At 42.1% G+C, this 23,279-nt stretch carries 18 protein-coding genes; 10 read left to right on the top strand and 8 right to left on the bottom strand.

Annotation, left to right across the window (positions count from 1 at the left end; genetic code table 11):
• Window positions 1-106 precede the first annotated feature (106 nt).
• Window positions 107-1,567 carry a sulfatase family protein gene (locus Q0590_RS11715; protein WP_302037729.1) on the top strand — a complete coding sequence of 487 codons (1,461 nt, stop codon included), beginning with the start codon at window positions 107-109 and terminating at the stop codon, window positions 1,565-1,567.
• 94 nt (window positions 1,568-1,661) lie between these two features.
• On the opposite strand, the gene Q0590_RS11710 is transcribed toward Q0590_RS11715, so the two are convergent.
• Window positions 1,662-2,717, bottom strand: coding sequence for a helix-turn-helix transcriptional regulator (locus tag Q0590_RS11710; RefSeq protein ID WP_302037728.1), 1,056 nt, complete (start codon window positions 2,715-2,717; stop codon window positions 1,662-1,664).
• A gap of 25 nt (window positions 2,718-2,742) precedes the next feature.
• On the opposite strand from Q0590_RS11710, the gene Q0590_RS11705 reads away from it, so the two are divergent.
• From Q0590_RS11705 to Q0590_RS11695, 3 genes are read left to right on the top strand one after another with little or no spacing between them, the layout of a single operon-like run.
• Window positions 2,743-3,528, top strand: a complete 786-nt coding sequence (locus Q0590_RS11705; protein WP_302037727.1) for a cupin domain-containing protein — start codon at window positions 2,743-2,745, stop codon at window positions 3,526-3,528.
• A 54-nt stretch (window positions 3,529-3,582) separates the two neighbouring features.
• On the top strand, window positions 3,583-3,978 hold the full coding sequence (locus tag Q0590_RS11700; protein ID WP_302037726.1) for a hypothetical protein: 396 nt from the start codon (window positions 3,583-3,585) through the stop codon (window positions 3,976-3,978).
• 30 nt (window positions 3,979-4,008) lie between these two features.
• Window positions 4,009-4,920, top strand: coding sequence for a c-type cytochrome (locus Q0590_RS11695; RefSeq protein ID WP_302037725.1), 912 nt, complete (start codon window positions 4,009-4,011; stop codon window positions 4,918-4,920).
• A gap of 217 nt (window positions 4,921-5,137) precedes the next feature.
• Here the strand turns inward: Q0590_RS11695 and Q0590_RS11690 are convergent, their stop codons facing one another.
• On the bottom strand, window positions 5,138-5,902 hold the full coding sequence (locus Q0590_RS11690) for a hypothetical protein (protein WP_302037724.1): 765 nt from the start codon (window positions 5,900-5,902) through the stop codon (window positions 5,138-5,140).
• A gap of 301 nt (window positions 5,903-6,203) precedes the next feature.
• Here Q0590_RS11690 and Q0590_RS11685 point away from each other — a divergent pair, with 301 nt between their 5' ends.
• The gene (locus Q0590_RS11685) at window positions 6,204-7,061 is read left to right on the top strand and encodes a sugar phosphate isomerase/epimerase family protein (protein WP_302037723.1); all 858 of its coding nucleotides are present in this window, start codon (window positions 6,204-6,206) and stop codon (window positions 7,059-7,061) included.
• A 299-nt stretch (window positions 7,062-7,360) separates the two neighbouring features.
• Window positions 7,361-9,229 carry a glycoside hydrolase family 15 protein gene (locus Q0590_RS11680; protein ID WP_302037722.1) on the top strand — a complete coding sequence of 623 codons (1,869 nt, stop codon included), beginning with the start codon at window positions 7,361-7,363 and terminating at the stop codon, window positions 9,227-9,229.
• Window positions 9,230-9,547: 318 nt separating this feature from the next.
• On the opposite strand, the gene Q0590_RS11675 is transcribed toward Q0590_RS11680, so the two are convergent.
• The 4 genes from Q0590_RS11675 to Q0590_RS11660 form a co-directional block, all read right to left on the bottom strand.
• Window positions 9,548-9,994: a GNAT family N-acetyltransferase gene (locus tag Q0590_RS11675; protein WP_302037721.1), complete on the bottom strand. Its 447-nt coding sequence runs from the start codon at window positions 9,992-9,994 to the stop codon at window positions 9,548-9,550.
• Between the two features lie 290 nt (window positions 9,995-10,284).
• Window positions 10,285-10,773, bottom strand: coding sequence for a hypothetical protein (locus Q0590_RS11670; RefSeq protein WP_302037720.1), 489 nt, complete (start codon window positions 10,771-10,773; stop codon window positions 10,285-10,287).
• A gap of 392 nt (window positions 10,774-11,165) precedes the next feature.
• Window positions 11,166-14,633, bottom strand: coding sequence for a malectin domain-containing carbohydrate-binding protein (locus Q0590_RS11665; RefSeq protein WP_302037719.1), 3,468 nt, complete (start codon window positions 14,631-14,633; stop codon window positions 11,166-11,168).
• A gap of 984 nt (window positions 14,634-15,617) precedes the next feature.
• Window positions 15,618-15,857, bottom strand: a complete 240-nt coding sequence (locus Q0590_RS11660; RefSeq protein WP_302037718.1) for a hypothetical protein — start codon at window positions 15,855-15,857, stop codon at window positions 15,618-15,620.
• A 337-nt stretch (window positions 15,858-16,194) separates the two neighbouring features.
• Between Q0590_RS11660 and Q0590_RS11655 the strand changes: the two genes are divergently transcribed.
• Window positions 16,195-17,448, top strand: coding sequence for a DUF2264 domain-containing protein (locus Q0590_RS11655; RefSeq protein WP_302037717.1), 1,254 nt, complete (start codon window positions 16,195-16,197; stop codon window positions 17,446-17,448).
• Window positions 17,449-17,865: 417 nt separating this feature from the next.
• On the opposite strand, the gene Q0590_RS11650 is transcribed toward Q0590_RS11655, so the two are convergent.
• Complete coding sequence (locus tag Q0590_RS11650) at window positions 17,866-18,057, bottom strand: hypothetical protein (RefSeq protein ID WP_302037716.1); 192 nt, start codon at window positions 18,055-18,057, stop codon at window positions 17,866-17,868.
• A 629-nt stretch (window positions 18,058-18,686) separates the two neighbouring features.
• Between Q0590_RS11650 and Q0590_RS11645 the strand changes: the two genes are divergently transcribed.
• Both Q0590_RS11645 and Q0590_RS11640 read left to right on the top strand, forming a co-directional pair.
• Window positions 18,687-19,577: a carbohydrate kinase family protein gene (locus Q0590_RS11645; RefSeq protein WP_302037715.1), complete on the top strand. Its 891-nt coding sequence runs from the start codon at window positions 18,687-18,689 to the stop codon at window positions 19,575-19,577.
• A gap of 226 nt (window positions 19,578-19,803) precedes the next feature.
• A complete protein-coding gene (locus Q0590_RS11640) occupies window positions 19,804-20,328 on the top strand; it encodes a 5' nucleotidase, NT5C type (RefSeq protein ID WP_302037714.1) in 525 nt (174 codons plus the stop codon).
• Window positions 20,329-20,497: 169 nt separating this feature from the next.
• Here the strand turns inward: Q0590_RS11640 and Q0590_RS11635 are convergent, their stop codons facing one another.
• On the bottom strand, window positions 20,498-22,147 hold the full coding sequence (locus Q0590_RS11635) for a catalase (protein WP_302037713.1): 1,650 nt from the start codon (window positions 22,145-22,147) through the stop codon (window positions 20,498-20,500).
• Window positions 22,148-22,328: 181 nt separating this feature from the next.
• On the opposite strand from Q0590_RS11635, the gene rbsK reads away from it, so the two are divergent.
• Window positions 22,329-23,237 carry a ribokinase gene (rbsK, locus tag Q0590_RS11630; RefSeq protein WP_302037712.1) on the top strand — a complete coding sequence of 303 codons (909 nt, stop codon included), beginning with the start codon at window positions 22,329-22,331 and terminating at the stop codon, window positions 23,235-23,237.
• Window positions 23,238-23,279 lie beyond the last annotated feature (42 nt).

Raw genomic sequence — 23,279 nt, 5'->3', positions numbered from 1 at the left:
ATTTTTAAAAATTATATTTAGCAGAGAATATCGTCTCACCAATTTCTATGTATAAATTAGCTTGAGTGGGTTATTTACAAATCAACTTCTTAGCTTTTTGAACTTTATGATATATAAGCGCTGCTATTTTACGCTGTTATTTATGTGGTTGCATATGGTGAGTGCATGGTCACAAGGGAATACCGCAAAACCTAATATTATCTTACTGATTGCCGATGATCATGGAACAGATGCCCTGGGGTGTTATGGAAATCCGGTAATTCAAACCCCTAATTTGGATCAGCTGGCTGCTGAGGGAGTACGCTTTACCAATGCTTTTTGTACGTCTGCCAGTTGTAGTCCTAGCCGTACGGTAATTCTATCAGGTTTGCATAATCATGCAAATGGCATGTATGGGCTTGAGCACAGTTATCATCATTTTAATTCATTTGCACATGTGCAGAGTTTACCTGTGTTGTTAGCCAAGGCAGGTTATCAAACAGCCAGAATAGGTAAGTTTCATGTAGCCCCAGAAGAAGTATATGCCTTTCAAAACGTATTATCTGGCGGAAAGGCCAATGATCCTACTAGCTTAGGACGTAATGCTGTTCAAATGGCCGAACTCAGCAAAGACTTCATTACTTCTACTACTAAGCCATTTTTCTTGTATTTTGCTACCGATGACCCACACCGGTCTAATAAAGTATTCCCTAATGGTGAACCCGATTTCGGTACAGCTGGCGAACCCAACTCATTTGGTAACCGTCAGGAAGGTTATCCTGGTGTAAAACAGGTTACCTATCAGCCAGGCCAGGTGCTTGTCCCTCCATTTCTGCCAGATACTAAAGAAAGCCGGGCTGAACTGGCACAATATTACCAGGCTGTTTCCCGAGTAGACCAAGGCGTTGGGAAATTGATAACCTATTTGAAGGCAGCGGGCAAGTATGAAAATACCATTATTATTTACTTATCCGACAATGGGGTAGCGTTCCCGGGAGCAAAAACAACGCTTTATGAAGCAGGTATTAAACTGCCCTGCATCATTCGGAACCCTGGCTCAAAAAGAAAAGGAATAGTTCAGAATGGGATGGTATCCTGGGCAGATATTACACCAACTATTCTGGATCTGGCAGGAGCCATACCGGCCAACCCAACTTTTCATGGCCGTTCCTTCCGGAAACTTCTGGAGGAAGAGCATGTCAGTGGATGGGACGAGGTATATGCTTCGCATTCCTTGCATGAAATAACTATGTATTATCCGATGCGGGCTGTGCGTACAAGGCAATATAAGTTGATTTATAATATTGCTCATCAGCTTCCTTTTCCCCTGGCCCTTGATTTAGTGAAGTCGTTTACCTGGCAAGGCAGCTTACAAGCAGGTTCGGCCAAATTTGGTAAACGACGTATTGAGGCATTTTTGCATCGGCCTCAATTTGAACTCTATGATATAGAAAAAGACCCAGATGAAATCCATAATTTGGCAGACAATGCTCAATACAAAGCAATATTTAATCAGTTGTTGCAAAAGCTCAAACAATTTCAGCAGCAAACCCACGATCCCTGGATACACAAGTGGGAGTATGAATAAGGAATACGAATAAAAATTACTGTTTCTATCCTGTTCGGAGACTACTTTAGATCAAGGAATCATCGGGGAATATATCCACAAATCAGGCAGGTTTTTAGTGAGCAAGTAAGGCAGCTCCGGTATACCTACTGGGTGGGTAACCAAAGTGTTTTTTGAATGCAGCCGAAAAGGCAGGTATGTTGCTATAGCCGATACAATCAGAAACCTGGGAAATGTTTAAGCTCCCTTCTTCCAGTAATTGTTTTGCCTTCCGCATACGCAAGTTATGAATATGCCCGAAAACAGTCATATGGAATAAGGCTTTGTATCCTTTCTTTAGTTTAAATTCATTTAACCCATAGCCTGCCGATAGCTTAGCCAGAGATAAAGGCAGCAAGTAGTTAGCTTCAATAAATGCATATACCTCGCTGAGCTTTTCTTTATCTGCCCTGCTGATGTCATTTTTGCCGCCAGCACTCCACGAAGAAAACTGATCAAGCTGAAGGGAGAACAGTTCCAGGGCTTTGGCCTCCAGATACAGCATGCGGGTTAGGCCATTAAACTGACTGGTTTTAATTGCACGGAGGATCTCAAGCATTCTGGGTTGCATCAATAGATGTTCATGGGAAGGAATAAATGTCTGTTTCCGTTCTATACTATTACAGATAATATCTATCTGTTTGTCTTCTGCCGATTGCATAATGGATTTGAAAAAATCCATATCAAACCCAATATGTACTACATTAAATCTTCCCTTCTCAATGGTATGCCCGGCCGTAAATTCAGGACTATACTGAAAAGTATGGCGGTTGTTTTCTGCAAGTACAGGTTTAGAAATATGGCTAAAATGGGAAGTGGCTCTGCCTTCCAGAACAAACACGGACTCCGCCCCTTCGCCATTGCTTGGGTGCGTCATGTTTAAAGGCTCCTGCAAGTTGAACAGCATATTCCCTAACACCATGCCAGGCATTTGGACAATCACTGATTCTCCCGATGCCAGGCCAGGTTCTTTAAATTGGGTGTGGATGGCTGTATACCGCTCATTGCTGTTCAATACCTTCGCCTCAAAACTTCCGAACCGCTTGGCCCATTCCGGAAGAGCTATCTTATCCATATCTCGTAAATCTTTATCCGTTTTGAATAAACAGATCTGGGTAATAAAGTTAAACATTTGTAGCATAAAATCAACAGACATTATGACTACCGCAACACTTAAAAAAACAACCCCTACTGGTGCTATTCATGCAAAACATTGGCTGGCTTTTTTCTTCTTGTTACTTTGTTTATCAGGCCTTTATATGGTCTGGCAATGGGAATTAGGATTTTTTGTAAAAATAGCCTGCTCCATTCTGGGCTTACCTATTTTACTCCTGCTGTGTTCGTTTATGGCCATTGTAGGGTTTGCCCGTTTTCTGCCTGACCTGGACCTGACTGTGGGCAACCGACAGGATCGTACCATACGGAATAATGAAGGCAACTATGAATCTACCTTTCTGGAAACCGGACGCGATACCGGAGGTGCCTATGAACTCATACAGGTAGAGGTAGAGCCAAAAGGTGGCAATAGCTGGCATTACCATAAATCATTCGATGAACAGTTTACAGTACTTACCGGCGAGCTCACGGTTGGGATGAATGGAAAAACCATTGTGCTGAAAGCTGGGGAAGGAGCAACTGCTCCCAGAAAGTCTATGCACTACTTTCACAATGCTACAAATACGACTGTTACTATTCTGGTAAAGGCTACACCTGCCAAAGGACTGGAAAAATCTGTCAGGGTTGGATATGGCTTGCACAATACCGGACAATGGGGGAAAGGTTTTCTTCCTAAAAATCCTTGGCATTTACCACTATTGCTCGGATACAGCGAAACGTACCTTCCTAAATTACCAGGTTTTATCCAGGAACCATTAATTAATTCTTTAGCCAAAATTGCCCAATGGAAAGGCGAAGACAAAGCGTTGGAAGTATTTTTTAATTAAGGAGAAAGATACGTTTCCCTTTAGTTTCTACAACCGCCTCAACTACATATTATCATGAAAAGCAATTTGAAAATATTCTGGATACTCATTATGGCTTATGCTGTTTCTATGGCGTATCAATTTTACCGCTCCCAGGTATACCAATACCCCGCCTACGACACCTTTGCGACTACTGAAATAGTTGGGTATGCAATCTTGTTTGGCTGGTCATCCCTTTCGTTGGTTCACAAAAGGTGGACCTTATGGTCGATTGTGGCCCTTTGCAGTTTCCAGCTTGGACTTGGCTTCACCTACTATATACCGGTTATTTTTCGGGTTCGGCACGATACCTTCTGGGACTTTGCCGAGCTGATCGTTTTTGTTTTCCTGATTGCACTTGCTGGCTACTTTGCCCTTGCACAGCTAAGTAGATACACGATTAAAAGCAGCTTAGAAAATGCAAAGGGTTAACTTATCTCATTCTACTTATCTCAACTACAAATGAAAACAATAAAAAAAATCGGCAAATGGATGGGCTATGCTTTCGTAAGCATTCTGCTGATCGGCCTGGCTCTATACGGATATATTTACTGGAATATAGAAAAACGCTTACATAAAGTATATCCCACCGCAATACTGCCTGTTGCCATTCCCACCGATTCAGCTTCTATTGCACGGGGTAGCCACCTGTTTGTGGTACATGGCTGCAAAGATTGCCATGGAACAGACCTGAAAGGCCGCTATATGGCGAACGAAACCCTGCTTGGTACCGTAGCTGCCCAGAACCTGACCAAAGGCAAAGGCGGGCTTCCGGCAGACTACAGCGACCAGGATTGGCTGCGCGTATTGAAACATGGCGTAACCCGGGAAGGTAAAACGCTGATAATTATGCCGGCAAATGAAACTACCAAACTGGCTGATACGGATCTGGCAGCTATTATTGCTTATTGCAAAAGCCGCCCTCCCCAAGACAACGAACTGGAGAAAAAACCAACGCTGGGTCCGGTATTAAAAACATTCATTGCTTTTAACAAACTGGAGTTATTGCCTGCTGAGCATATTGATCATGAACTTATACCCATTACTGAGCAAAAAGCAGAAGTATCGGCAGAATATGGGGCGTACCTGACAACCAATTGTGCGGCTTGCCACCGGGATAATTTTCAGGGAGGACCGCCGTTAGCACCAGGTGCTCCGCAAGTGCCCAATATCACTTCTACCGGCAGAGTAGGTAAATGGACGGAAGCAGAGTTTATGCAAACCCTGCGCACAGGTGTTACCCCAGATGGCCATCAGATTGACAGCACCAAAATGCCTTGGCCCCGCACGAGAGAATTTTCTGAGGTGGAATTAAAAGCTGTACGGGAATTTTTGTTAAGCCTGCCGGCTAACCAAGCTATTGGCCTTCGTTAGTGTAAACAATCTGCCGGTTTGTATAAATGGCTAAAACTTGGGAAAAATTAACATGGGAGAGAATCTATCCCTGTCTCATTCATATTGCCCGGATGAGTATGCCAGCTAAACAATAAAAGCTCTGTTCACCTGGTAACATTGAAGGAGAGTTTTCCCAATGTTATGTACCTAAAACAGGAGCACCGCTATACTTTTGTAGAATGAACATGTGTTTGCCTTATAAAGATAAAAGAATACGTACCAGAAAATAGGCGAACAGGAAGGCATGCAGCAACACTAGAATTCTCATCAGGTGGCTTTTCTTGCCAAAAGCTACGTTATCTGTTTGTTTGATATTCTTGTATGCGTTGCTCCGTTGCGTTTGTGAATCAAATAAAAACTTACCATAAAGCAAGCCTATGGCGATAATGCCAAAACCCAAAGAAGCGTTGTTGGCTGAATAATGCATCAGGTATTGGCGGGTAACCCATAGAAAAAGAAGAGATAGTATATGCATGACCACCGGCCAGACATACCCGGAAAAGAGCTGGTCTTTACTCATTTGTTTTACTTGTTGCCAAAATCGCAATAGGCTACTTAACAGTATTCCCATAAAAGAACATAACCCTACCCAAAGTATGTTATTAATAATAATTAACTGCTGAACTGGCAGTGGGTTAAGGCTCCTCCGGATAGTTTGGCCAGTAGCCATCAAAAAGGATGCTGCCCGGTGTATATGTGGATAAATAGTATATAATCCACCTGTTAGTAACAGTACAATGAGTATACAAAAGAACACCGTTAACAAGTTTGTCAGGGGCTTTGGTTTACCCCCGCCATTGGGCGCAAAAAAATTGGTTCTGTCGCCAGTGATGCGAGCCGCTAATAAGAGGGGTGGCGTAACAAAAAGTAATAGAAAGAATGGACCTATAAGTACTGCCAATACAATTAAAAGTATAATGGTGATGGCCAGGCAAATACCAAATGTAGCAAATGAAAACATAAACATTTTTTGTAAGAATAGTTGTTGATGCGTGTTGTCACAAAAGTATAGCGGAACTAACACTGATCCTGAGTTTAGGGGATATCAAAAGGTTATCAGACAGCCTAAGGGTGGTATACAAAAGGTAAACAAAACGAACGCTACCTGCCACGTATTCAGCTGGCATTCGCCAGGCACGGGGAAAGACGATAAGAGAATGCCAGTAAAATTGGATTTTTTACACTAAATTTATAACCTCAATACCAACATAGTTGAGTACATCTGTTTTCTAGTAGATACTTTTTACTTTCACCTATTCCTCATGTTAAAAACCGTTGCACTTTTATTCATTTTTCTGAGCACCGCCATTTTGCCATCGGTAGCTCAAAAAGGCAAGAAGGCCTTCTCCGCTGAAATTGGCATGGTATCGTATACTTACCGGCACAGTTTTCAGAAAGATGTAGCGAAAACCCTGGATACCATTAAAACCTTGGGCATTACCGATATGGAATTTTCTAATTTATTTGGAAAAACAGCCCAGGAACTCCGTCAGTTGTTAGACGAACGGAAAATGAAATGCTCTTCTTTTGGGGTAAGCTATGATGAGATGGTAAATAAAACGGCAGAAGTGGCTAAAAATGCTAAAACATTAGGCGCTACATATGTACGGGTAGCCTGGATTCCGCATAAAGCTCCATTCACCCTGGAAGTAGCCAAAAAAGCAGTCGACGACTTTAACCGGGCAGGAAAAATATTGAAAGAGGAACATGGCTTAACTTTCTGTTACCACAACCATGGATATGAATTTCAACCCTATGGCAAAGGCACGTTCTTCGACTATATGGCAGAGCAGACAGACCCGAAGTATGTCAGTTTTGAAATGGATATTTTGTGGGTGTTCCATCCCGGACAAGATCCGGCTCAATTGCTTAACAAGTATGGCAAACGGTTTAAGTTGATGCACCTGAAAGACTTGCGAAAAGGCGTAACCGGCGATTTTTCCGGGCAAACACCTGTCGAGAACGATGTAGCTTTAGGAACCGGCCAGTTGGATTTGCCTGCAATATTAAAAGCTGCTCAAAAAGCGGGGGTTGAACATTATTATATAGAAGACGAAAGTCCCAGTGTATCCCAGCAAGTGCCGCAGAGTATAGCTTATTTAAAGAACCTGCCATTATAATTGTTCAATATACCCTAGGGCAATGGAAAATTTGATGACCCAAGGCACTAGTTACCAATGCCAATGGCTGTTCCAGTAATCTCCTCTGGCTTCAGCTATTATATTAAAAGGATATATCAACAGCGGGAGCATGCTCCCGCTGTTGTCGTTTGCAAGTTCTATAAGAGTGAACAAATCAAGCTGAACATCATTTCCGGATATAGTTCATCTAGAAAGCATTCGTCTTCAAAAGGCATGGCTTTAAACTCTTCTCAACCTAATCCGTATTTGCTTACTAGATTAAAGAAGATAAATCAGCTATGCAGCCTACCCAGCCAGACGGAAAACAACTAGAAACATCCACGAACACAGCCTATCAACCAATAGAGAATTATGGCATCATAGGCGATCTCAATACCGTGGCACTGGTTGGCCTCAATGGTTCTATAGACTTTTTGTGTCTCCCCAATTTTGACTCGCCTACTATATTTGCCGCCTTACTGGACAAACACAAAGGAGGGTATTTCCAGATACATCCTTTGCAGGAAGATGTTAAGCTGAAGCAACTGTATTTACCGGATACCAATGTGCTCTTAACCCGTTTCCTGGCCCGGGATGGCGTGGGAGAGTTAACCGATTTTATGCCTGTTGAAGAGCTTTATCCCTGTAAAGAATTAATCAGACGCATAACTACAGTACGTGGAAAATTAACTTTTCAGATGAATTGTTGTCCACGCTTTAACTATGCCCGTTCAGCGCATATCACTGAGCAAGTTAGTGCGTATGAAATAATCTTTACCAGTACAGACCCTGCACCTATCCGTATCCGACTCAAAAGTACAGTACCTATTCAACTACAAGATACAGACGGATACGCTCAATTTACCCTGGATACTGGCCAGACAGCCGATTTCCTGCTGGAACAGATACTTCCGGAATATCCCACAACCACCCATCTGGAAGCCTTTGTTACCAAAAGTTTGTATGAAAATATTAACTACTGGAAAGACTGGGTAGCACAATCTACATACCAGGGCCGCTGGATGGAAATCATAAACCGTTCTGCCCTTGTATTAAAACTGATGACCTCCCACAAATATGGATCTATGGTGGCGGCTCCTACCTTTGGATTGCCGGAAGAAATAGGCGGCGTACGTAACTGGGACTACCGCTACACCTGGATACGGGATGCGTCTTTTACTATTTATGCCTTTATCCGGCTTGGCTATACCAAAGAAGCCCGGGAATTTATGTGCTGGGTCGAAAAGCAGTGTAAAGATATTGGCAGTGCCGGCCACCTGAATTTAATGTATACCATTGCTGGCCAGGAGCCGTTGGAAGAGCAGGAATTAACGCATCTGGAAGGCTATAAAAACTCTCAACCAGTCCGGATTGGTAACGAGGCGTATACCCAAATACAACTAGATATTTACGGAGAACTACTCGATTCCGTGTACTTGTATGACAAATATGTAGAGCCTATTTCCTATGATTTCTGGCGCGAGTTATCTCAGCAGGTAGATTGGGTATGCCAAAACTGGCACTTAGAGGATGAAGGCATCTGGGAAGTCAGGGGTGGAAAAAAAGAATTTCTCTACTCGCGTCTGCTCTGCTGGGTAGCCATAGACCGGGGTATCAAAATTGGCATGAATCATTCTTATCCTTTACCGGAGCATTGGCAAACAGAGAGGGATAAAATTTTTCATTCTATTCACACAGACTACTGGAACGAAAGCCTGCAAGCCTTTATGCAATACAAAGGGGCAACTACCGTAGACGCCGCTACACTCCTAATGCCTCTTCTCCGGTTTATTAGCCCCAAAGATCCAAAATGGCTCTCTACTTTACAGGTTATTGAACAACGGCTTGTTTCCGACTCTCTGGTGTACCGCTACCGGACCGAACAAGGAATAGATGGCTTAACCGGTGGGGAAGGTACCTTCTCTATGTGCACATTCTGGTATGTAGAATGCTTATCCCGGGCAGGCCAACTGGATAAAGCCCGATTATTTTTTGAAAAGATGTTAGGGTATGCCAATCACGTAGGGCTGTATGCCGAACAACTGGGTATGCAAGGGGAGCATTTGGGTAATTTTCCGCAGGCCTTTACCCATTTAGGCCTGATCAGTTCAGCTCTGAATTTGAATGATCAGCTGGATAATGCACGTAATACAAAAATTAAAGAATAAACAGCCTTTACATCTTTTGCATGTCATTTCAGGCCATGTTCTCTGTACCTTTCTTAGTTTACTGCTGAGCAGCGTAGGGCATTTGCTTGTGTAGAGACCATCTCATGTATCCATCAGGCTATTGTACGGCTTGTCTATTCGGGCTCTCTTAGTAATTTCAAAGCCTTTGCCAATAAATGAAAATGCTTTTGGGCAAGTGTGGCACCTTCAAGAAGATATCACGAAAACGGCAGAGTAGTTTATGACCCATAAGTTATGGTATTTTCTGCTGTTTATTAACTAAAGCAACATGTAGATCATCTGCCAAAACCGGATAGCTCAGGCTTTTATCATAGGTATATGATCAATACCATCTTCATCATATACCTCGCCGGCTTGCTGAAATCCGAATTGTTCATAAAAGCCCTTGGCATACAATTGTGCGCCAATTTTAATAGGACCTTTGCCATATAGCTGGTAGCAATATTCAATGGCCTGGGCAACTATTGTCTTGCCAAATCCCTTTCCCCTTACCAAAAGACTGGTAACAATTCTGCCGATAGACATTTCTTTATATGAGACTCCTGGTGGCACTAGGCGGGCACAGGCAATCAGTACATTATCGTCATAGAGCAGCAAGTGGTGACACTGCCCGTCTTTATTGTCCATATCAAGAAAAATACAATTCTGTTCGACCACAAAAACCTCGCTTCGCAGGCGCAGAGTATCGTAAAGTTGTGCAGGAGTTAAGTCAGCAAAGGGTTGGCAAATAGTAAGCAATGGCATGTAGGGTAAGAGTAGCAGTTAAATATATAGCTGTTGTAAAGGTAGATACTTTACCAGTATCTCCCCAATATCAGAAGGGTTGTTTTGAAGGGTTTACCGGACTGCCTGAAGAACAGGCTCACCGGACGAATACATGCACAAGGTGTATTTATTCTTTTATTCAGGCATGAGACTAGTATATAGAGGATACACATAAATGTACACCTCAAGCTGCCTGAAATCCGCTGTAGCCTTTTAGCTTATTTATTTGTGTTTCTGTAGTACCAATTAGATGGATGCAAAGCCACAGCCTATTGCTTGTGAGCAACGGTGTAATCTTCGTATCTTAAGCCAAAGTGCTTAGATAATATGTGTGCATCGGCTCGACTGGAAGCTAATTTACCATACGAAGCCACGTAATACTCCGTAGACCCTTGCGAGTATAATCGAACTTGTGCGTACGAAACAGGAATTTCTGTTGTGAGGTTAGTCCGGCTCATCAACGAATGTTTCTGGATCACTTCTACAAGCGTAATTCTTTCCATAACGGGTAAAGGTTCCCATGTTCCAAATCGTAGACCAAAGAATCCAGAGAAAATCCTAATCCGTTGGTTGGTAAAGTCTATCTCCAGGCCTTCGGTAAGAGTAAGGGCAAACAGGGCAATTACTATAAATAAAAGCCCTGCAAATACAAATTTTGTCAGGAGAACAACTCCTGCTAAAATCATTACCACTGCCGGGATGTAGGCATTAACAGCAATAGGCTTTGTACGACGCCGGTATGTAGGTACAGCATTCATTAGGGCTTTTACGCTTAGTGATTGTTTTGTACAGAAGTAACTTTGACGAAGGATGCAAATTGCAATAATTATTTTGAACAAAACCTGTGCTAAGAAGGGAGATCATAGCAAAACCATTACAGTGATTGACTTTCCTGCTTAATTTCAAAACAAAGAATTGCTCTTGGCCTGGCCATCTTAAGATAAAAAACTGGTTAATGGTAATTATTTGTAAATTCCATTAGAAGAAAATATTCATTTTCTGTTGTTGGCGAGGCTTTATTGGGTCAAGACCTTCAAATTAATGATGTAATGATCTGTACTAGTCGATTCTGCCAGGCAGTTTTATCTTCCTGTTATGTAGAGAAGCAATCCAACATCAAGTAGTTTGAAGTTGGATTGCTTTATACTAATTAATATTTAACCACCCGAAGAATCTGATAACTGTCTTCCGATTGTACCTTCAGCAAGTAGGTGCCTGCCTTTAGCAAACCAAGGTCTAGTTCTAAATGCTGCTCATCCACCACAGTAGGCTGCAAATCTGCTTGTACCATTCCCATTGCATTAGTGATAGTAGCAGTTTTAACCTGACTAGCCCGTATATTCTCTACGCTTATTAGCAGCTTACCACTTGTTGGATTAGGATATACGTACATCTGGAACTTAGTCTCCTGAGGTTGCTCACTTTCCATGGTTGCTATATGGGCAGACGTAGAAGTAGCCTTAAATATTTCTACCCCAGCCAGGGCCAAGCGGTTTACCGTAGGCGTAAAATTAATATTGAGCAACCCATCGGTAGTAGAAACCGTGAAGTCTTTAACCAGCGCCGTTTTAAACCCTGCTTCTTCGTAAATATCCAGGTTGGCTACCCTTAACTGATTTTCCATCCGAACACTGAACACCCTTGAGCCGGCACCCGTAAAAAAGTTTTCTGCAAAATGCAGCCTCACAAAGTAAGTGCCCGATGCAAGGGGTATTTCATACCGCATTTCCTGCAGGTCGCTTAGAGAAGATAAATACGATCTGTACAAGGCATCATCCTCAGTTGCTTGGATTGCACTGGTTACATCAGCCGTATTATCGAGTTTTACAGAAGTGGTTGGTTTGCGGTAATTCACATCGGATTCAAATACTTTTCCATTGATGTTTACACTGTTTGTAGACGTAGCGGCACCCTTAATCCGCTTGACCACATTTACAGTTGTAGTTGTATTTCTGCCTATGCCATACAGGGAAATACGCAAAGGAGATAGGGCATTGTTATAATAAACAAGCAGCGTGGCATTTTTGATACCTATACTGGAAGGGGTAAAGCTTACATTGCATAAGGTGGTAGCTCCCGGAGACAAGGTAACCGTTGAGGGTTTTACCGCACTAAATTCACCAGCATGTTGTCCTACTACCTGAACGGAAGCAATAGTGATGCTTGGGTCTGCATTTGCTACACTACCCAGGCTCTGCAACGTAATGGGCAAGGTAGTAGTTGAGCCTACATTCCGCTGATCAAAGTTGAGGGCAGAGGGTTTAGCCGCCAGCTCTGAGGAGAAATCTGAACCTACTTCTGGTTTGATATTGCTTATATAGTAGAGATTATCATTATAGTCCAGGTTAGCAGTTGTACTTAAATAATCATGCGAGATAAAGTACGCATTGGGAATGATATTGCTGTTGGCATCCCGGGCTTTCCATATGCGTGCTCCCCGCATTGGATAAACTACGCCATTCACCGTTACTGTTCCTTTATAGCTATTTCTGGCCGGATCTGTACAATCACCTCCGATTCTGAGAGAGAAAGGTACCGTAGGGTTAAAGGTGGCGGTACCTGGCAAGCGGGTAGAATTATTCATTCTGGGAAGCAGGGATTGGGCATCTATGGCTGTATGGGTGAGAATATAGCCTGATCCTGTAAAGCCATCTTTAGCTTCCCACCGGATACTTTCCGTCTGTGCACAGCAGCCATGATAAGCTCCCAGCTGGGTAACCGTTATGGGCTTAGTGTTGTCTGCTTTTAGAAAATAAGAGCTGTAAATCTCGTCAGAATTAGCCAAAGGAGCCGTATGTGTAGAATTTTTGGCAGTAAAACCTGTTTTAGTTTTGAAGCCAAAAGCATCTATTATTTCCTGCGCATAGGGTTCGTTGCCACCTTCTCCTTTATTCTGCAAGAGGCCAAATAACGTAATTTCTTTTACAGGACTTGCATCATCATTTGAAACGATAGAGAGCTTATCCTGAAGGATGCGTATTCTTGTCACAGAAAGGCTTGCATCATTCACAAAGCTTATCATGACATCTATGGATTTACCCGAAGCTAGTGTATAGGGCAGTGGCAATGGTTTGGCTGGGTCTATAACAAAGATGCCTGTTGGGGTAGTCAGGCGTAGAATTTTATAAGAGGTTGGCCTGGATAGTATTAGGTTATCTATTCGTAAAGAGCCAAAGCCTTTGTTGTGCAGCCGAAGAGTAACTGTATCATGATTGGCATTGTACGGCGTACTGGTGCTGCGACGCCAGGGTTCACGGATTAATGAAAAGGTTACGCGGGTATTGTCTGGAAACTTATCCAGATTTTCTACGAATAGTTTTGCATTGGAAACGGCAGATGTCTGCGTTACATTAACCGTTACCTGGCTGGAAGATGACAGCACTGGCGAACCATTATCTGTAGCACTTACCGTTAAAGTATATTTAGAGGCTTGTGCATAGCTTAGCTGGGCAGCTAATGTGAGTATTCCTGTTGTCGGATTTATTGCAAATTTACCTGCTGTGTTACCTCCGGTAATGGCATACCTGATCGAATGGCCCTGGGCATCGGTGGCTGTTACTATGCCTACTTGCGTGCCAATACCTGCTGTCTCAGCAATTAAAAAACTATAAGCACTGCTGCTGAATACAGGTGCTGTATTGGTGGTGGATACAGGAGAGGAGATAGAAAAATTATCAAAGCTGTAGCTAACCGCGGAAGTTCCATTGCGGTGCGTAGACAGTATACCTCCATAGGCTGTGCTACCAGTTAGTCCCGTTCCAGAAAGGCTAATTGTCTTTGTAGGATAAGCCGCTCCCACATTCACATAGGTTATGCCGTCTAATGAATAAAAGCCTTCTGCAGTATTGCTTACCGTGTTAACCACCAGGCGTAAGCGGACAGAGGAACTGCTTAACCCACTGATTGCCGCTGTAATTCGCTGATCGGGATTCGATGTGTCACTGAGGCCACTGCTTACATCATTCAACTCCTTTCGCATTTCTACTTTTCCATTAATTACTACCAGCTTAACAAACGTCTTATCATGTAACCCAACCCATATACCTGCTTGCTGATAGGCAGTACCTGTAAATGGATTAACTACGGTGGTTTGCATAGTAAAGCTTTGAGTAGTGCTGAACTTTACACCCAATGTGTTCATCTGGTTATTATTAGTTGAACTGGCAATTCCACTATAGGTAACTATTTTGAGCTTACCTGCTTCAAAGGAGAGCTTGCCAGGATCGAATCCAGGAACTGGGTTACTGGTGGAAGGAGCAATGGATGATGGGGGATCTACCATTGTAAAGCCTGTATTGGCAAGTTTGCCTTCACTCCCAGTAAAATCAAGGGAGAAAGGTAAGCTTACTTGTAAGTCTGCACAGGGAAGTGTACTCAAAGGGTTACACCCCTGGGCATATAGAGTAGTAGGGGCTTGTAGTATCCATAGTAGTAACAACAGCAATCCATACAAAGTCCCGGACGGTAATTTGCATTGGTCTGTTTTTGAATTCAGTGGTACTTGCTTTGACTCATTCCATGGGCGGGTTACAATGAAAGATGTACCGTAGTTGAAGGCTTTTGAAAAGTCGGGAACTTTGCTTTCCAAAAAGGGAGAAGAAGGTAATCGTACTAACATATAATAGATATTAAAGTGGTTTATGAATGATGGCTAACCCAAATACTACAGTCGCATAAATTCTGTGTTCATGACAGCATCTACAGAAATTAGGGCATAATACCAGCTAACGTATGTGGTTAAATCAACCCATACAGGCATACTTCAACTACATCGGCTAGGGTTTTGACAACGGGCATTTTCAACAAGCGGCAGTTCCTATTCATTAACTAAAGTATGCCCCGGCATGTAGATGAGTAACCAGTGATTAATATAAACAAGATACCTGTATAAATAAGATATCTGTAAAAAAATAGCTAGTGTTATCTCTCGAAAAGTCTCAAAAGTGTATGAGTTATAGTATAGTGCTGCCCACTGAGTAAGAGAATATCTAACCATTTGTACTGAATATGTATACAAATAAGTAAAGAAATTTTACACGTTTACTTGTGTTACCTGCTGTATGAACTAAGAAGATACTGTTTTACAGAGGGCTACTCATTTGGTGAGCCGACCTCTAAAAAGCAGATTTTTCTTACTTTGATTTTATTTAGCTGGATGGAGCTGATTGTTTTAAATTACAATAATATCCTATTATTTCAAAGCGATGGGATAAAATATATCACCCTAAATGTATCAGTTTTCTGCCTGGTATTTTACTGCCTCAACAGGTAGCCAATTTGCTATAATTGATGTGAGGTATCATAGCCGATAGCCTTCACAGGCTACTATGCCTGAAAGGAATGCTGGTATTTGTGGCTAAAAGTAGGTATTTCACTTAACTAATTTGTTGGACGGATACGCGTACTCCAAACCTTCCAGATAGGTGAAGTCACTTACAGACAAATAAGTAGTAAAACCACTCATTCAGCCTATTTAATAATTTTCTATTGAATATGCTGTTGAGTTATATGTCCGGAACGGTTTTTCAGCAGATCACATAAGTTACCTGGATATACTCCTTGTCAATTTGTTTACTGCTGGCTAACCTTGCCAGCTACTTGCCTAATTAATCGTAGGCTTAATTGCAAAAACAGCTTTGCGGGTTTTCCGGTTTATTTTCAGCTGCATATGTTTGTTTAACATCCCTTGTAAATTATCAATCAACATCCGCAGTATTTCTATTTCCATCAACAAAATATCATGTTTCAAAGAATTACTGTCTAGTTTCCCTACTTCCTCTGTCCGTTGCTTTAATCGTTTTTTGCATAAAGCTAATTCGGTTACTATCTCCAATAATCTCATAGTTCGTTATTTATCTACCTCACCAAATTAAATAAGGTATGTATACCCTGATTTAGTGAATTAAGTTATAGGATAGTTATGAGACAAAATATAATTAAATGAAGGTTTACTAAGAAAGAAATAGAAATTTACCGCAAAATGTATTTCGAAAATGCCATTTTTTATGTTGCTAAAACGCTTGATTTTTATCCACTTATACATTTATAATCGGTACAAAGGGGAATAAAAGAAGGCTATTTTTACCCAGAGGGTTACCTATTCGGGAGAATAGTTGCTAGTTTATCTTTATTGCTTTATTTTGACAAGTTTAACAGCGTATACACCTTCCTGATTCTTTATGGCTACTTTGCTCCGTCCGCTCCTGCTATTCTCCCTGCTCATGGCTTTTTCATTTACGCAAACCTATGCTCAACGGAAAAGAACCTCTGCCAATAAGCAAGAACTGAAAGACCGGGAAATGTGGTTGCAGGAAATGGACAAAATGGTTAGGCCTGTTTTATATAGTCTGGCGCAGGATAGTTTGCGGATAGTAATGCCGCAGATTACTTCTAAAAGGATTGACAACAGAGAGCAGCGCATCCAAGTGCAATACCTGGAAGTGATTGGCCGCGTGTTGAGTGGCATTGCTCCCTGGCTGCAACTGGAAGGTGGCAATGCTCAGGAAGTAGCCCTACGGAATCAGTACAGGCAGTGGGTACTTCAGGGGCTAACCCATGCCCTGGATTCTACAGCTAAGGATTACATGCGTTTTGACATTGCCGGCCAGCAGCTGGTAGATGCGTCTTTTCTGGCGTATGCATTCATCCGGGCACCCTGGTTGTGGGAAAACCTGAGTGAACCTGACAAGCACCGATTGGTAGCTTCTTTAAAAGCTACGCGGAAATTCAAGCCGGCGTTTTCTAATTGGCTGCTGTTTTCTGCCATGACAGAGGCTTTCTTCTGCAAGTATGGCTACGAGTGGGACCCAATGCGGGTAGACTATGCCTTGCAACAACATGAACAGTGGTATGTAGGAGATGGGATGTACTCAGATGGGGAGAGTTTTGCTTTTGACTACTACAATAGCTATGTTATTCATCCTTTTCTGGCAGCCATAACCGAAACAATTGCCACAAAGACCAATAGCTATAATCAAATGGCTGCTAATATCAGGAAACGTAATGAACGTTATGCAGTAATTCAGGAACGGGTAATCCATTCTGACGGCAGTTTTCCGGCTATCGGCCGGTCTCTGGTTTACCGCGGTGCCGCTTTTCACCACTTGGCTGATATGGCCTGGCGTAAAGCCTTGCCAGCTCAATTGTCCCCAGCACAAGTGCGGTGCGCGCTGACAGCTGTTATTAAAAAAACACTTGGGAGCCCTACTACTTATAGGAACGGTTGGCTCACCATTGGCCTATATGGCGAACAGCCGGATATTGCTGATTCATATAATAACCAAGGTAGCCTATATTTATGTACGGCTATTTTCTTGCCTCTGGGCTTACCTGCTACAGATCCTTTCTGGGCAGATGCCCCGGTTAAATGGAGTGCTCAAAAAATATGGAGTGGTGAGGATTTTCCTAATGATCATAGCCAGAAGTTAAAATAAAATGGCTCTCATAGAAGTGGGGTACACATCAGCAAGCTATATAGACTTAGGCGAATCAATAACTGTTAGTGGATTTCTTCAAGCGAATTGGTATGAGTTAGTTTATTTCCTACCTGGGGCTTTAGCTAGCAATTAGTATACTTACTCGAAAGCACGATTGAAAGGGGGGGAGAGCAATGATTAAGCAGAAGGTAGAATCCATAAAAAAAGCCTCTATCACGGATAAAGGCCTTTATAAATATACACTTTTGCATTATGAAATCAAATCCATAATAGTAGAATAAGTAGCAATTTTGGGTCCAGAAGTTAACGGAGAAAAAAATAAATTTTAAACATAAAAAGCGTATACACAGGTATACGCTTTTTATGTTTAAGCAGTGGTTAGGCTGCCTAATAGCCAATTAAAACAGCATTTAGTTAATTTAATGAATTCTTATGGATTTCCAGGTTAGAGAATAAAGCAAGTTCATTCAGCTGAAAAGTAATGATTTCTACCATTAAATCTGTTAAAGGCTGAACCTGTGTATTATAACTGTCTATCGTAAGCTCAAGTGTGGGCTTTGTATAAATAGGAGTTATGGCGGATTCATTTAAATCTAATCGTTTCATATCCGAAGTTAAAGTAATTTTGTATGGGTTAATTTTTTAGTTTGTTGGTTTTATTACAAGTTTCTGAAGTTAATCAGTTTGTATAGCTCTATACGTAAAATAGCCATATTTAGGTGGCAGACTTACGTAAAATTTTATACGATTTTTAGATAAAATAGAATTATATAAATAATATTCTCGTGTACAATCTGCTCAATCTTACTATAAAAATGATTCTTTATTCAGCTAAGTACTTTTACACGGGTGTTTACTATAAATTCTTGTAAGAAGATTGATTTAGTATTAAAGTTATAATAATTTTAATTTTATTAATATTGTTTAAGTAAGTTAGCATTCATTCGATGTTTTTGCGAAAAGTAACCCTTACATCGTGCTTAAATATTACGTTGCTAACCTTTGCAAATGAACAGTTTAGCCTTTTACTGCCCAAAATACTGTGGCTTGTGCAGATATGCTATTTGTTGGTAGCAAAAATGGTTTTGCCAGATATATAGCTATACAAGGCTGAATTTGCTTATCTTATGCTATTGGAATATAAGCGTGCAAGAGATTTTCCAATCAAAAGCATTGCCTATACTGAATAATTTTAATAGGCAAAGGTCAACAGTAGAACACTAATTACTCATACCATGCAACCTACCATCATCTGTTTTGGCGAAACTTTGTTTGATGTACTTCCGGATGGAGCTGTACCCGGTGGTGCCCCTATGAATGTAGCTATCCACCTGAACTACTATGGTCATTCTCCTGTAGTGGTTAGCCGGGTTGGCAAAGATGCCGCTGGAACTAAACTTCTGGCATTTTTACAGGAAAAAGGTGTCTCTACTGCTTACATACAGCAAGACGACACATACCAAACTGGTATAGTTGAGGCAGATGTAAGCGAAAGCACGCATGTAATCTACACTATTGTGGACCCAGTAGCCTGGGATTATATCCGCTATGAGGATGCCTTAGCGCAGGTTATAGAAGAAAGTAATGTATTTATTTATGGGAGCCTGGCTTCACGCAATCCTACTACCCGCCAAACGCTGTTGAAATACCTACCCAAGGCAAGCCTAAAAGTTTTCGACGTTAACCTGCGTTCTCCGCATTATAGTGCTGAAGGGATAAAAGAGCTACTTCCTTTTGCAGACATCATAAAAATGAACCACCATGAATTAGCAGAAATAGCCGGTTGGTATGGAATATCCGCTGATGAAAAGGCAAATATGGAGTACATCAGGAAGCTATTAAATATACCGCTGATATTGGTCACCAGAGGCGAAAATGGTGCCTCTTGTTTAACGAAAGACGGCTATAGTGAACATCCGGGATTTAAAGTTACGGTTAAAGATACCATTGGTAGCGGCGATGCTTTTCTGGCTGCTTTTCTACATCAATATTTGCAGGGAAAAACGCCGGCAGAAGCCTTGCCATATGCTTGCGCAGCCGGGGCTTATGTAGCCACCCAACGTGGGGCCACCCCCAGAGTTCCGGAGAGTTTTATAGAAGAGCTTATAAAACCTGTAAATCGGTAACTATTGTAACTGATAGTAAACACATAAAAAGTCTTTACACAAGCTTTTTACAGAATAGAATTCCATACAATTGGCAGAAAAATATAGCCAAGTCTGATAAAATAAGTAGCCGAAAACTTTATAGTATCTGTTAGTACCAGTAAACTTGCAGAAGGAAGCAAACTGGGAAAGCTTTCTGGATATCAATGTTATTGATACCTAAAACAGATACCAAGACTCGTAGCTTATGAAAAGAATTGCTATAGATATGGATGAGGTAATAGCCGATGCAAATCTTCGGTTTTCAGAATGGTATGAAAGAGATTTTGCCACACGGATTTTACCCAGCGAATTACATGGAAAATACTTTAGAGAAGCAGTTACCCCAGAGCACCGGGAACATATTGTTCAATACTTGCATACGGACGGCTTTTTTAAAGACATGGCTGTAATAGAAGGCAGCCAGGAAGTAATACAAGCATTAGCTAAGAAGTACGAGATATTTATTACGACGGCAGCTATGGAGTTTCCTACTTCGTTTGTACACAAATATGAATGGTTGAAAATACACTTCCCGTTTATTCCCTGGACACATATTGTTTTCTGCGGCGATAAAAGCATCATTCAGGCCGATTATCTGATAGACGATCATGTAAAGCATTTTGCCAGATTTTCCGGGCAGGGCATTTTATTCACCTCACCCCATAATGTGCATGAAAAATGGACGCCTAGGGTAAATAACTGGCAAGAAGTAGCCAGTTTGTTGTTGTAAAGAAGCAAACGCCCGGCTAAACTTATCTGGCAGCAGTTTACCTTCCGATCCGATAAGTGAGGTTATGGCTGGGTTAGGTTACTATTACTAACCCTGTCAAAGCACAGAAATAAAAAAGAACAGCCTTCGACGGGCTGTTCTTTTAGCTTTTTTACTTTGTGGTATGCATTTAATAAGGCTTAGCCGGATGCGATACTTTTTTGGCTTGTTCCACACCTTCTTTGGAAGAGGTATTGCCCAGTGGGCCATCGGTTCCTGCTGTTTTTTCTTTCATTTGCATCATCTTTTCCATTGCCTGTTTAATTCCTTCAGCTACTCTGCGCCCGTAATCTTTATCGGCAAGTGTAAAGTGCTCAACCATTTTATCCTGAATGCGTTTATCGCAGGCGGCTAATGTATTAGATAAGTTTGAAATCAGGTCTTCACGTTCCCATTCTTCAAAATTTCTGTACGTTTCGCCAGCTTGCTTAAAGTCATTGGTGCGGTCAATTTTCTGGCGTACTAAATTCGCATCGTACCGGGGAGTATAATCTTTACCTGCCTTGGGTGCTTCTTTTAATCCTCCCAGGAAAGAAGGTTCATAGTTAATATGTATATTCTGACCTTCAGCAAAATCTGTTCTGTACGCCATCTGGCCACCTCGCTGATTAGTGGCTACTGGTATTTTTGGAGCATTAATAGGCAATTGCAGGTAGTTGGCACCAATCCGGTAACGCTGGGTATCGGAGTAAGAGAATGTACGGCCTTGCAGCATTTTATCATCGGAGAAATCAAGCCCGTCCACTAATACACCTGTTCCAAAAGCAGATAATTCCACTTCATTGAAATAGTCAACCGGGTTACGGTTCAGCGTCATTTTGCCTACTGGCAACCAGGGAAACTGCTCTTTTGGCCAAAGTTTTGTATCATCCAGCGGATCAAAGTCTAGTTCCGGGTGATCGTCGTCACTCAAAATCTGCACGCAAAGTTCCCATTCCGGATAGTCGCCCTTTTCAATGGCTTCATACAAATCCTGGGTAGCATGGTTGAAGTTTTTTCCTTGTATTTCTTCCGCTTCTTTCTGAGTCAGGTTGCGTATTCCTTGCTTCATGGGTTCCCAATGATATTTTACCAGCACTGCTTCGCCATCTTTATTCACCCATTTATAGGTATTTACGCCTGAGCCTTGCATTTGACGGTAGTTAGCCGGAATACCCCAGGGAGAGAATAAAAAAGTAGCCATATGAGTGGATTCCGGCGTATTAGCAATGAAATCGAAAATACGTTCGCCACTCTGGATATTGGTTACCGGATCTGGTTTTTGTGAGTGAATTAAATCTGGGAACTTCATCGCATCCCGGATAAAGAATATTTTCAGGTTATTACCTACCAAATCCCAGTTGCCGTCTTCGGTATAAAATTTTACTGCAAAACCACGTGGGTCGCGGAGGGTTTCAGGTGAACCGGAAGGATGGCCAACCGTAGAAAAGCGTACAAATACAGGTGTTTGTTTTCCTTTTTCCTGGAATAGTTTGGCTCTGGTATACTTGGCTATTGGCTGGTCACCTACTTTGCCATACGCTTCAAAAACACCATGGGCACCTGCTCCTCTGGCATGAACGACTCGTTCCGGAATACGTTCACGGTCAAAATGTGAAATCTTTTCAATGAACGGATAATTCTCCATGGTAGCTGGGCCACGGTTACCCACCGTCCGGATATTCTGGTTGTCGTACACCGGGTGCCCCTGACGTGTAGTAAGTGTGTTAGATGGGGCTCCGGTAACGGCTTTTCCATTGCTTTTTTTACCGTTATGGTTTCCATTATTATTTTTATTCATGCTGTTTGGTGGTTGATGTGATTGATAATTTACGAAAGTAACTTTTATAAGTTTGGGTAAAAACTCCATTCCCTAAACTTCTGTGTTCGCCCCGGAAAAAAATAGATGTACTACAGAGCTACTATACGATTGGATTATTCAATACAAAAATATAAATTTTCATTTCTAACTTAATGATCGCATGCCAGGAAAAATTATGGTAATCGGCAGTTCCAATACGGACATGGTTATTAAAGCCCAAAAGCTTCCTTCTCCGGGCGAAACCATCCTTGGTGGAGAATTTCATCTGTTTCCCGGAGGTAAGGGGGCTAATCAGGCAGTGGCGGCCGCCCGTTTGGGAGGTGAGGTGTTTTTTGTAGCCCGCACCGGCAACGATGTGTTTGGCAAACAAGCCATCGAACAATTTACTAAAGAAGGCATCCACACCAGGTATATACACACCGACCCAGATCATCCATCCGGAGTGGCGCTTATTATGGTAGATGAAGCTGGTGAAAATATAATAGCCGTAGCGCCAGGGGCGAATGCACAGCTGAAACAAGAAGATATAGACGAGGCAATGCGGGAGATGGAGACAGTGGATATAGTCTTGCTGCAACTGGAAATACCCCTTTCAACCGTACATTATGCCATAAAGAAGCTTGGAGAATTGGGAAAAAAAGTAGTGCTAAACCCGGCTCCTGCCCAGGCATTGCCAGAAGAACTATTTAAGCACCTGTATCTTATTACACCCAACGAAACGGAGGCCGAAATACTAACTGGTATCCGGGTAACAGAAGAAGAGACGGCTGCCAAAGCGGCCACTGCTTTGCGGGAAAAAGGTGTAAAGCAAGTAGTAATCACGCTTGGTCCCAGAGGGGCTTTCGTACTGACAGATTCCTGCAATAAACTCATAGCCGCACCCAAAGTACAAGCTATAGATACAACCGCTGCCGGCGATATTTTTAATGGAGCGTTAGTAGTGGCTATTGCCCAGGGCCAGTCTTTAGAAGATGCTGTAAATTTTGCCTGCCGGGCGGCGGCTATTTCTGTAACTCGGTTGGGTGCCCAGGCTTCTGCTCCTTATTTGCAGGAATTGAAGCAGGTATAACTGAATAGCCATCCAATTTGTAAAGCCTGGCAGGTAGCTATT

The sequence above is a fragment of the Rhodocytophaga aerolata genome, assembly GCF_030503435.1.
GTDB classification, from domain to species: domain Bacteria; phylum Bacteroidota; class Bacteroidia; order Cytophagales; family 172606-1; genus Rhodocytophaga; species Rhodocytophaga aerolata.
Note: the sequence above shows the minus strand (reverse complement) of the source record. Positions and strands in the feature narration are given on the sequence as shown.